The 11,412-nt window shown below is 71.3% G+C and carries 8 protein-coding genes and 1 tRNA gene; 3 read left to right on the top strand and 6 right to left on the bottom strand.

From position 1 onward, the window contains the following. Positions 1–123: 123 nt before the first annotated feature. Positions 124–3,069, top strand: a complete 2,946-nt coding sequence (locus ABT061_RS06610) for a DUF6351 family protein (RefSeq protein WP_350913417.1) — start codon at positions 124–126, stop codon at positions 3,067–3,069. Between the two features lie 399 nt (positions 3,070–3,468). On the opposite strand, the gene ABT061_RS06605 is transcribed toward ABT061_RS06610, so the two are convergent. Then, a tRNA-Ile gene (locus ABT061_RS06605) sits at positions 3,469–3,542 on the bottom strand. Between the two features lie 149 nt (positions 3,543–3,691). On the opposite strand from ABT061_RS06605, the gene galK reads away from it, so the two are divergent. Further along, on the top strand, positions 3,692–4,810 hold the full coding sequence (gene galK, locus ABT061_RS06600; RefSeq protein WP_350913415.1) for a galactokinase: 1,119 nt from the start codon (positions 3,692–3,694) through the stop codon (positions 4,808–4,810). Here galK and ABT061_RS06595 read toward each other — a convergent pair. The 3 genes from ABT061_RS06595 to ABT061_RS06585 form a co-directional block, all read right to left on the bottom strand. Further along, on the bottom strand, positions 4,725–5,015 hold the full coding sequence (locus tag ABT061_RS06595) for an SDR family oxidoreductase (protein ID WP_350913442.1): 291 nt from the start codon (positions 5,013–5,015) through the stop codon (positions 4,725–4,727). The two genes, galK and ABT061_RS06595, sit on opposite strands and share 86 nt — an antisense overlap. 42 nt (positions 5,016–5,057) lie before the next feature. Beyond that, complete coding sequence (locus ABT061_RS06590) at positions 5,058–6,707, bottom strand: methionine--tRNA ligase (protein ID WP_350913413.1); 1,650 nt, start codon at positions 6,705–6,707, stop codon at positions 5,058–5,060. Between the two features lie 115 nt (positions 6,708–6,822). Continuing rightward, positions 6,823–7,395 (bottom strand): MarR family winged helix-turn-helix transcriptional regulator, encoded by a 573-nt coding sequence (locus ABT061_RS06585; protein WP_350913411.1) that lies wholly within the window; start codon positions 7,393–7,395, stop codon positions 6,823–6,825. 235 nt (positions 7,396–7,630) lie between these two features. Between ABT061_RS06585 and ABT061_RS06580 the strand changes: the two genes are divergently transcribed. Beyond that, complete coding sequence (locus ABT061_RS06580) at positions 7,631–8,887, top strand: MFS transporter (protein ID WP_350913409.1); 1,257 nt, start codon at positions 7,631–7,633, stop codon at positions 8,885–8,887. On the opposite strand, the gene ABT061_RS06575 is transcribed toward ABT061_RS06580, so the two are convergent. After that, on the bottom strand, positions 8,833–10,506 hold the full coding sequence (locus tag ABT061_RS06575; RefSeq protein ID WP_350913407.1) for a dipeptide ABC transporter ATP-binding protein: 1,674 nt from the start codon (positions 10,504–10,506) through the stop codon (positions 8,833–8,835). The genes ABT061_RS06580 and ABT061_RS06575 overlap by 55 nt on opposite strands. Beyond that, on the bottom strand, positions 10,503–11,372 hold the full coding sequence (locus ABT061_RS06570; RefSeq protein ID WP_350913405.1) for an ABC transporter permease: 870 nt from the start codon (positions 11,370–11,372) through the stop codon (positions 10,503–10,505). Before ABT061_RS06570 ends, ABT061_RS06575 begins: the two co-directional genes overlap by 4 nt. Between the last annotated feature and the right edge of the window lie 40 nt (positions 11,373–11,412).

The following is an 11,412-nucleotide window of genomic DNA, read 5'->3' as shown; positions in this document are numbered from 1 at the left end:
CGGCCGGCCTCCGAGTGTCCACCCCGCCGACGGCCCGAGTGAACCCCGAGCGGGCCCGCACGAACTCGATGCCCTCGTCAAACGCCTACCACCCCCATCCCCACCCCCAGACGAGGAGACGTCGTGTCCGCGAGGATGCACCTGAGGTCCTCGGTCATCGCGCTGCTGACCACCGCCCTGCTGGCAGCGGGCCATCTGGCTGCCGCACCGCTGTCGGCCGAGACCACCACGCAGAACTCCGCCCAGGCATCGGACATCGAATGCACCGGCCATCGGGCGATGGGGGCGACCGTCACGGCGTCCTCGACCTTCAGCTCCAGTTACGGCGCGAAGAACGCCGTCGACGGCCTGTGCGCGGAGTCCTCCCGCTGGATGTCGTCGGCGAGCGAAGCCACCCCCACGCTGACGATCAAGTTCCCGGCCAAGACCCGGGTCGGCACGGTCGGGATCTACAGCGGTTCCGGCTGGCCCAACCCCTTCGCCGACACGGTCCTGGTGGACTTCACCGTCGAAGCCCAGACCGATGACGGCTGGGTGACCGTCGGAACTGCGGTCGACAACACCAAGCCGGTGGTCACGTTCAGCACCGACCTCGTGACCGACACGCTCCGCCTGGTGATCACGAAGAAGTCGCGGCACAGCACGAACGCGGCCCGCCTGTACGAGGTGGTCGTCCGGGCACCTGGTGAGGGACCGCCCACGCCGCACCCCACCGCCGCCGACGACTTCCACACCGTCATGGAGGGGACCGAGCTGGTGGCCGACGCGCCCGGCGTGCTCGGCAACGACAGCTTCCCCGACGACGTCACGCCCGCGGTGGCGGCGTGGTCCGAGCCGGCCCACGGCACCCTGACGACGTCCGCGGACGGGTCGTTCCGCTACAACCCCGACCGCGGGTACGTCGGCGTTGACACGTTCACCTACGGGGTCGGCGACGACTCCGAGCGCTCGACCGCGACCGTCACGGTTACCGTGACCGCCAAGCCGGACGAGTCTGGGCCGGACGAGCTCCGGATCTCCGCGATCTCCGGCCGGGCCGACATGGCGACCGGAGGCGACTCGCTGCTCCGGATCGAGCTGCCCCGCGCCGTCCCGCGCGAGAGTCTCCAGGTGACGTTGAACGGCCGGACCGACGTCACGTCGGCCTTCCAGACCGGGCCGGGCACCGGCGAGCTCGTCGGGCTGGTGACCGGGCTGCGTGAGGGCAAGAACACGGTCGAGGTCACCGCGCAGGCGCCCCACCGGCCGCGCGCCTCGATCACGCTGGTCAACTACCCCGCGCAGGGCCCGGTGTTCTCCGGCCCGCACGAGCAGCCGTTCGCCTGCGAGACTGCGGCGTTCGCGATCCCGGTGATCGGCGGCAGGCTCGGCGAGCCACTCGACGCGAACTGCACGATCGCCCCCCGGGTCGACTACTTCTACCGGACCACCGCCGACGCGTACAAGCGCTGGCCGGCCGGCGCCACCGCCTACCCCACCGACCTGGCCACCACGATGAACTCGCTCGGCGTCTTGACCAAGTTCATCGTCCGGATGGAGACGGCCACCGCCAACCGTGCGGTGGTCCAGATGAGCATGCTGCACGACCCGCTGGCCGAGCCCGCGCCGTCCCCCACGGTGCGTCCCGCCGGTTGGAACGGCCGGGCCGTGTTCACCCTCGGCGGCGGCTGCGCGGGCGGGTGGTACCGGTCGGGCAGCGGCACCGGCACCGTCACCGACGCGTTCATGCTCGGCCGCGGGTTCGCGCTGATGTCGTCCTCGCTGAATGTCTTCGGCAGCAACTGCAACGACGTCACGGCGGCCGAGTCGGCGATGATGACGAAGGAGCTGTTCGTCGAGAGGCACGGGCCGATCGAGCACACGATCGGCTACGGCTGCTCGGGCGGGTCGTACCAGGCCCACCAGATCGCCGACAACTACCCGGGCATCTTCGACGGCATCGTCGTCGGCTGCTCGTTCCCCGAGGTCGGCATCAGCACGGTCAACTTCCTCACCGACGCGCGGCTGCTCAACACCTACTTCACCTCCGGCACGATGGTTCCGTGGACGGACGAGCAGAAGCGCCGGGCCTCCGGCTTCGCAACCGCGGCCATGGTGTCCGCCATGTCGCGGGGCGCCAACCGGATCGACCCGCGGCTGGACTGCGACATCGTCCCCGAGCAGCAGCGCTACAACCCGATCTCCAACCCGACCGGCGTCCGCTGCGGTGTCTACGACCACACGATCAACATCTACGGCGCCGACCCGGCCACCGGCTTCGCCCGCAGGCCGCTGGACAACGTCGGCATCCAGTACGGGCTCGGCGCCCTGAAGGATGGCAACATCACGCCGGAGCAGTTCCTCGACCTCAACGAGCACATCGGCGGCCTCGACGCCGACGCAAACGTCGTGCCGCGGCGGACCGAGGCCGACCCGAAGGCGACCAAGATCGCCTACCGCACCGGGCGGGTGATCAGCGGCGGTCGCGGGCTGGCCCGGACGCCGATCATCGACTACCGCTCGTACTGGGACGACGTGTCCTGGGGCGACATCCACGTCCGCTACCACACCTTCTCCATGCGGGAACGGCTGAAGGAGGCCAACGGCACCGCGGCCAACCACGTCAGCCTGCTGGAGGACGCCCGATACGGGCTGTTCAGCACCGAGAGCTCGCTGGTACGGCACGCGGTGACCCAGATGGATCACTGGCTGACGAACCTCGCCGGCGTCCGCCCCGGCGGCAAGCCGATCGAGCGGATCACCACCGCGCGGCCGAACACCCTGGTCGAGGGCTGCAACACCCGCGACGAGAAGCCACGGTTCGTGGCCGAGACACTCGAGCGCGATCCGGCGAGCGAGTGCGAGCGGCTGTACCCGACCGCGTCCTTCCCCCGGGAGGTGGCGGGAGAGGACGTCACCGCCGACATCATCACGTGCCGGCTGACCCAGCCGAAGCGCGACGATTACGCGGCGCAGTGGACCGACGAGCAGTGGAAACGGCTGCGGACGATCTTCCCTCAGGGGGTGTGCGACTACTCCAAGCCCGGGGTGTCCCAGCAGCGCACGAAGAACACCTGGCAGCGCTTCTGATGGTCCCGGCGGCCGCGCAAGGCCCGCATAGGCCCGCATAGGCCCATATAGGTCTGCATGGTTCTACATAGGTCCAGGTCACCTGGCAGGGCGAGTGGCGGAGCACATCGGTGCTCCGCCACTCGCTTGTTCCGGGGACGCGTTCCGGGGAGCGGAGGGCACGCCGGGTTGCGTCCGTGAACGCAACCCTAAAGATCTACGCAAAGTGCATCGTCAGCCAGGACGAGACCGCCGAGCGCCGGATCTCCGAAGCGCTCGGTGAAGCCTGACGATCTCCCTGGAACTTCGGCACGGTCAGCCGCAAACGATCAGTGACAGCCGTGGACAGCCGGACATGACGAAAGCGCCCTAGACTGCAAATAGGCAGGTCAGGGGCGCTTTCTTCATGATCACAAGGGGTAGGGCGGGCGGGACTCGAACCCGCGACCCAGGGATTATGAGTCCCCTGCTCTAACCGGCTGAGCTACCGCCCCTCGTGCACGCCGTACTGCGGCATTCAACCAAACGTGGGCGCTGTTCGCACACTTGCCGGGCGGGACGGGTTCAAGATGTGACCTTTGGCGGAGCCTGGTTCCAGGGACTCGCTACCCTAACGGTGGACCTTGTTGAGGAGTGTTGGATCATGCGCGTTGTTGAAGCTTTCCGGGAGTCGTACGGAACGGAGCCTGCCGGGGTGTGGTACGCGCCGGGGCGGGTCAACCTGATCGGGGAGCATACCGACTACAACGACGGATTCGTGCTGCCGTTCGCGGTGCCGTGGGGGGTGACCGCGGCGGTCTCGCCGCGCGAGGACGAGGTGATCCGGCTGAGGTCGTTGCAGGTGGACGAGCCGGTCACGCTCGCGACGCTCGACCAGGCCGAGGGCTGGACCCGCTACGTGGCCGGGATGTTCTGGGTGCTCCGCGGGGCCGGGCACCCGGTCGGGGGCGCGGACGTGGTGATCGACGGGGATGTGCCCCAGGGAGCGGGGCTGTCGTCGAGCGCGGCGCTTGAGGTGGTCGTCGGTACGGCGCTGAACGAGCTGTACGAGCTCGGCCTCACCAAGATGGAGATCGCGCTGGACGCACAGAAGGCCGAGAACGACTTCGTGGGCATGCCGTGCGGGATCATGGACCAGGCGGCCTCGGCCCTCGCTGAGGAGGGGAAGGCCCTGTTCATGGACTGCCGGAGCCTCAGCACCAGGAGCATCCCGTTCGACCTGGCGAGCCACGGCCTCCAGTTGCTCATCATCAACACCGGGGTGCGCCACGAGCTCGCCGACGGGAAGTACGCCCGCCGCCGCCGTGACTGCGAGAACGCCGCGAAGTATCTGGGCCTCGACGCGCTGCGCGACGTCACCGACCTGGGTGGCGCCCTCGCCAGGCTGAGCGGCGACGAGCGCAGGCGCACCCAGCACGTGGTGACGGAGAACCACCGGGTCGAGGCGGTGATCGGGCTACTGCGGGCCGGAGCGGTACGGGAGATCGGTGCCCTGCTGAACGCCTCCCACCTGTCGCTGCGCGACCAGTTCGAGGTGTCCTGCGCCGAGCTGGACGTGGCCGTGGAGTCGGCGGTCAGGGGCGGTGCCCGGGGGGCGCGGATGACCGGCGGCGGGTTCGGCGGCTCGGCGATCGCACTGGTCACCGACGAGCGGGTGGAGTCCGTACGGGAGGCCGTTACCCGGGCCTACGCCGAGCGTGGCTGGGCCGCACCGGAGATCTACCCGGCGACCCCGGCGGCGGGAGCACGGCGACTGGCCTGAGCGACCCATCCGGCCGGCCCCGACGCGATGGGGCATCACGCTCCGTGCTCATCCGGATGACTCGGGATCGCGGGCGAGCACCGACCGCCCACCGTCGACGGGCACCGTCGACGGGCACGGTCGCACCGGTGATGAAGCCGGCGTCGTCGGAGAGCAGGTGGACGATCGCGGCCGCGACCTCCCGGGCTCGCGCCACCCGCTCGATGCCGGCGGCGTTCCTCCTCGCGAGCGGCCTCCAGAGCCCGCTTCACCCGCCGGATTTCCTCGCGGTGACGATGCTCGGGTGCGGTGAGGGGACGGATGACGTCATCCGCTGTTCCGCACGGGCCGGGGCGGGACCCCGAGGGCGGTGGTGAGGAAAGAGCGGGACCGGATCGGCAAGCCGCTCTCCCCGGCACTGGCCGGCGATCCGCGCCGAGGCGTCCGGGAGGAAGGGGGCCAGCAGGTCCGCCAGTTCCCTGCAGGTGGCGACCAGAGTGCCGAGGACCGCATCGAGCCGGGGCGAGCCCTCACGGGCGAGACGCCACGGCTCGGTGCGGTTGACGTACCGGTTGGCCTCCTCGGCGACCGCGTAGACGGCGGCGGTGGCCGCGCGGAAGTCGAACGCCTCCAGGGCCTCGGTCATCACGCCTCGGGCCTGACCTCTGACCTCGTCCAGAGCCGTCTCACGCTCTTCGGGCACGATCCCGTCCCGGTAGCGGTGGACCATGCTGACCACCCGGTTGACGAGGTTGCCCAGCCCGTCGGCCAGCTCGCCGTCGTGGCGGGCGATGAGCCGCCTCGCGGTGAAGTCGACGTCGCCGACCCTGGGCACCTCCCGCAGCAGCCACCACCTGACCGCGTCCACGCCGTACGCCTCGACGAGCCCGATCGGGTCGACGGCCGAGAGATCGGTTCCCGCGAAGCCGGCACCGGAGCGGCCGGAGACATCGAGGCCTCCCGAAGCGCCGGGACCGCCGGAGACGTCGAGGACTCCGGTGGCGGCGCCCACACCGCCGGAGAGGGTCGATTTGCTGATCTTCCGGCCGTCCACGGTCAGGTAGTCGTGGACCAGGATGTCCGTCGGCGGCGACTCCCCCGCCGACAGCAGCATCGCCGGCCAGTAGACCGCGTGGAAGCGCAGGACGCCCTTGCCGAGCACGTGGATCCGCCGGTCGGCGCCGGACCACCAGTCGTCGTGCTCTCCCTTCGCGTAGTCCAGCGCGGTCAGGTAGTTGCCGAGCGCGTCCCACCACACGTAGATCACCTGTCCGGGATCGCCCGGCACCGGGATGCCCCAGCCGCGTGCCCGCGCCTGGGAGCGGGAGACGCTGAAGTCGGACAGCCCTGCGGCGATGAAGGCCAGGATCTCGTTGCGGCGCTCGGCGGGCTCGACGCGAATGCGGCCGCTGTCGATCAGGCCGTACAACTCGTCGCGGTAGCGGGACAGGCGGAAGAACCAGTTCTCCTCGGACACGCGCTGGAGCGGGGCGTCGTGCTCGGGGCACTGCTCGTCGGACGGATAGAACTGCTCGCAGCCGACGCAGTAGAGGCCCTCGTAGTGCCTGCGGTACAGGTCGGCGGAGCAGGCCCGCCAGAACCGCTCGACACCGGGCCGGTGCCGGGGGTCGGCGCTGGTACGGATGAAGTCGTCGTAGGAGAGCGAGAGCGGTCCCGCCAGCCGGGCGAACTCGGCGGCGTTGCGGTCGACGAGATCCCGTACGGCGATCCCCTCGGCCTCGGCGGCCCGCACGTTCTTGAGCGAGTTGTCGTCGGTGCCCGTCTGGAACCTGACCTCGTCGCCGAGCAGGCGGTGGTGCCTGGCGAGCACGTCCGCCTGGACGAGTTCCAGGGCGAAACCCAGGTGGGGACGGGCGTTGACGTACGGGATGGTCGTGGTGAGCAGGATTCGGGACATCGGAACCTCCGCTGGAGCCCGAAAACAGATCAAGGCCCCGTTTCAGGGCCTCAAGAAGACGTCAGGTGACCCCGGCTGCGGGGGAGAGCATCACCAAGAAGGTCATGCTCTCATGCTAACCAGCCGTTCCCCGGTTCGACATGCGGTTTTCCGTGTCCGGGCCTGACGGCCAGTCGGGCATCAGCGGCGGTCCGCCCGCCTCCGCCGCGCGGACCATCCGGCGCAGGAGGTCGTCGAGGAGCTCACGGTCGCCGGGGTCGAGCGGGGCGAGCAGGTCCTGCTCCTCCAGGCCGCTGTCGTCCATCCGCTCCTGCCAGATCGCACGCCCGGCCGGGGTCAGTGCGACGAGCAGTCGGCGGCGGTCGCCGGGGTCGTGCACGCGGTCGACGTATCCGGCCTGCTCCAGCCGGTCGAGCCGGTTGGTCATCGTGGCCGGGTGGGTGTCGAGCCACTCGGCCAGCAGCGACGGGGTCGCCCGGTAGGGCGGCCCTGCCGCGACCAGGTGTTGCAGGACCTGGAACTCCCAGTGCTTGAGTCCTCCGGCGGCCAGCCAGCTGTCCTTGTTGCGCCTGAGCAGCCGCACGATCATCTGCATCCGTGTGAAGATCCCCTCGATCTGCGGGTCGAGGTCGGACAGCTCCCGGGACCAGTGCGCGATGTGCCGATCAACGGAGTCAGGCTCTGACATGCCCACAGGGTAACGCGGCCCTCGTCGCGGCGGTCGGCCTCGGCCCTGACGGGCCGGTGCACCAATGCCCCCTTGCCATCACGGCTGTCATCACGGCGTCATCACGGCGGACACCCGCGACCCATTGCCGCCGCGATGCCGGGCACCGCCCCGGTCACCCTCGGGTGACACGGCGCTCCATCGGGTCATCATTTATACGGATGCATATATTTTGATTTCGTAGTAATTTCGCCCCATGACCCCCCTGCGAGACTCCTGGGTCCCCTTACGGGACCCCCGCTTCCGCCTGCTGTGGGCCGGCCAGACCCTGTCGAGTCTCGGCGACTCCGTCACCTCGGTGGCCCTCGCGCTGGCGATCGTCACCGCGACCGGCTCGGTCACCGACCTCGGGGTGGTACTGGCCGCCCAGTCGATCGCCATGGTGGCGCTGATGCTGCCCGGCGGCGTCTGGGCCGACCGGCTGCCGCGCCGCCGCGTGATGATCGGCGCGGACCTGGTCCGCGGCCTCGCCCACGCCGCCATGGGCGTCGAGCTGGTCACCGGCACCGTCGACATCGTCCACCTGGCGGCACTGGCCGCGGTCTCCGGCGCCGGTTCCGCGTTCTTCCTGCCCGCCACGACCGGTCTGGTGCCCGCCACCGTGGCGGCCGAGCACCTCCCCGGGGCCAACGCGCTCATGGCGATCGCCCAGCGCGGGTCCGTACTGCTCGGCCCGGGGATCGCCACCGCCCTCGCGCTGACCGCCGGCCCCGGCTGGGCACTGCTGCTGGACGCCGCGACCTTCACCGCCAGCGCGGTGCTGCTCGGCCGCCTCCGGCTCGGGCCGATCCCGCCCGTGCCGCACGAGCGGTTCCTCAGGCAGCTCGCCGAGGGCTGGGCGCTGCTGCGCAGCCACCGGTGGTACTGGACGAACCTCATCGGCCATTCGCTGTGGAACCTGGCCCGCTGCGCCATGATCACGATCGGGCCGGTGATCGCCGTCACGAGCCTCGGCGGTGAGCTCGCCTGGGGCACGATCGTGCAGGGCGGCACGGTCGGCGCCCTCTGCGGCGCGCTGCTGGCACTCCGGGCGAGGCCCCGACGCCCCCTGGTAGTGGCCAACATCGCGCTCGCGCTCGGCGCGCTCCCGCTGACCCTGCTCGCCGCCGGCGCGCCCGCGCTCGCCGTCGCGGCGGCCTTCGGGCTGGCGACCGGCGGCCTGGCGTTCATGTCCCCGCTCTGGGAGACCGCCGTGCAGGAACACATCCCCGCCGAGGCGATCTCACGGGTGTCCGCCTACGACTGGCTGCTCTCCCTCGGGCTGATGCCCCTTGGCATGGCCCTGGCCGGACCGCTGGCCGGTGCGGCGGGCGCGACGGCCACCCTCTACGGGGCGGCTGCGCTGCTGGCCGTCTCCTGCCTGGGCGTCCTGCTCCTGCCCGACGTCCGCGCTCTCGGTCAGGGCCCCGCGGAGACCAGTTTGGGCACCGCGCCGAGCAGCTCGCGGGTGTAGTCGTGCTCGGGCAGGAAGAACACCTCATCCACGTACCCCTCCTCCACGACCCGCCCGGCGCGCATGACCAGCACCCGGTCCGCGACGTGGTGGACCACCCCCAGGTCGTGCGAGATGAAGATCATCGCGGTCCCGTCCGCCGCCTGGATCTCCGCGAGCAGGTCGAGCACCTGGGCCTGGATCGACACGTCCAGCGCGGAGACCGGCTCGTCGCAGACGAGCACGTCCGGGCGGGTGGCCAGCGCCCTGGCGATGGCCACCCGCTGGCGCTGGCCGCCCGACAGACGCCGGGGGTGGTGTCCCGCGACGTCGGCCGGTAGCCCGACCCGGTCGAGCAGCTCGGCCACCCGGTCCTTCCGCCACGAGGCCGGGGCCCCGCGACGGGAACCGCTCCCGAAGGAGGCCCCGCGGTGGGATCCGCTCCCGGAGGAGGCGCCGCGGAGCGGTTCGGCGACCAGGCGGCCCACCGTGTAGCGGGGGTCGAACGACCCGAGCGGGTTCTGGGAGATCACCTGGATCCGGGACCTGCGGGTGCGTCGTCCGCGCTCGGGAATGCCCGACCAGGGCTCACCGCCCAGCAGCACCTCTCCCGAGGCGGGTTCGAGCAGGCCGAGGACGAGCCGGGCCACCGTGGTCTTGCCGGAACCGGACTCCCCCACGATGCCGAGCGTCTCGCCGGGAAAGACCTCGAAGGACACGTCGTCGACCACGGTGCGCGAGCCGTACGCGGCGGAGAGCCCCGAGGCCTTCAGAATCGGCGCGGCGTGGTCCACGGTCCGCTCCGGCAGCGGGGTGCGCAGCGCGACGCCCCCGGCGGCGATGGCGGACAGCCGGGTGCCACGCGAGATCGCGGAGGGTACGGCCGCGAGCAGCAGCCTGGTGTAGTCGTGCCGGGGCCGCGCCAGCACCCGCCCCGTCTCCCCCTCCTCGACGATCACCCCGTCCTTCATGACCACTACCCGGTCGGCGATGGCGGAGACCACGGCGAGGTCGTGGCTGATCATGAGCAGTGCGGTCCCGGTGGCCTTGCGGGCGGCGAGCAGGCGCAGGATCTGGGCCTGCACGGTGACGTCGAGCGCCGTCGTCGGCTCGTCGGCGATGATCAGTGGCGGGTCGGCGGCGATGGCGGAGGCGATCAGGGCCCGCTGGCGCAGCCCCCCGGACAGCTGGTGGGCGTACTGCCGGGCGCGCACCTCCGGCTCCGGCACCCCGACCGCGTCCAGCAGCTCGATCACCCTTTCCCTCCGGGCCGCACGGGGTACGACATCGTGGGTGGCGAGCACCTCGGCGATCTCGTCGCCGACGGTGCGGAGCGGGTCCAGCGAGGTCAGCGCGTCCTGAAGCACCAACCCGGCGAACCGGCCGCGCAACCGCCGCCAGTCGCGGGCGCCGAACCCGAGCGCGTCCCGGCCGTCGACCGTGAACCGGGAGGCGGTGACCGAGGCGCCGGGGCCGGTCAGCCCGACCAGGGTCCTGGCCGTGACGCTCTTGCCCGAGCCCGACTCCCCGACGATCGCCACGCACTCGCCCGCCTCGATCGACAGGCTCACCCCCCGTACGGCCTCCACCCCGGCCTCTGGGAAGCCGACCCGCAGGTCCTCGAGGTCGATGAGGCTCACCGGTCTCTCCCTTCGAAACGGCGCTGCAGGCGGCGCCCGACGAGCGTCAGGCTGATGACGGTCAGGGTGACGGAGAGCCCGGGGAAGAGCACGGTCCACCAGGCGACGCGCAGGTAGTTACGGGCCTCCGACAGCATCGAGCCCCACTCGGGGCTGGGCGGCTGCGGCCCCATGCCGAGGAAGCTGAGACCTGAGGTGGCGATGATGGCGGTGCCCATGCCGATCGTGGCGAGCACCGGCAGCGGACCCAGCACGTTGGGCAGCACGTGGCGCGCGACGAGCACCGGCCTGGCCAGGCCGAAGGTGACCGCCTGCTCGACGTAGCCGGAGCGGCGCACCACGAACGTCTGGGCACGGATCACGCGGGCATAGTTGGGGATCTGTGCGATGCCGATCGCGAGGATCACGTTGCCGGTTCCCGGACCGGTGACGGCGATGACCAGCAGGGCGAGCAGCAGCTCCGGGAAGGTGGCCACCACGTCGAACAGGCGGCTGAGCAGCTCGTCGAGGTAGCGGGGGGACAGTCCGGCCAGGACGCCCAGCAGGGCACCCGCCCCGGCTGCGAGGCCGATGGCGGCGGCGCCGATGCTCAGCGAGTGCCCGGCGCCGTGGACGACGCGCGACAGCACGTCGCGGCCGAGGTGGTCGGTGCCGAACCAGTGCTCGGCGCTCGGCCCGGCGAGCGCGTGCAGCGGGTCGGCGGCCAGCGGGTCGACGCCGGTCAGCAGGCCGGGCGCGACGGCGGCGACCGCGGCCACCACCAGGAACAGCAGCGGCACGGCCAGCGGCACCCTGAAGGCGTGGCGGCGCCGCGCCGGAGCGGGAGCCGCGGTCACGACACCGGGCACCTCGGCGACCGTCGTCATCGGCTCCTCCCCGGGCGGTACGGCGACCGGGGCGCCATCG

This window comes from Streptosporangium sp. NPDC002544, from assembly GCF_040295965.1.
Classification (GTDB): Bacteria; Actinomycetota; Actinomycetes; order Streptosporangiales; family Streptosporangiaceae; genus Streptosporangium.
Note: the sequence above shows the minus strand (reverse complement) of the source record. Positions and strands in the feature narration are given on the sequence as shown.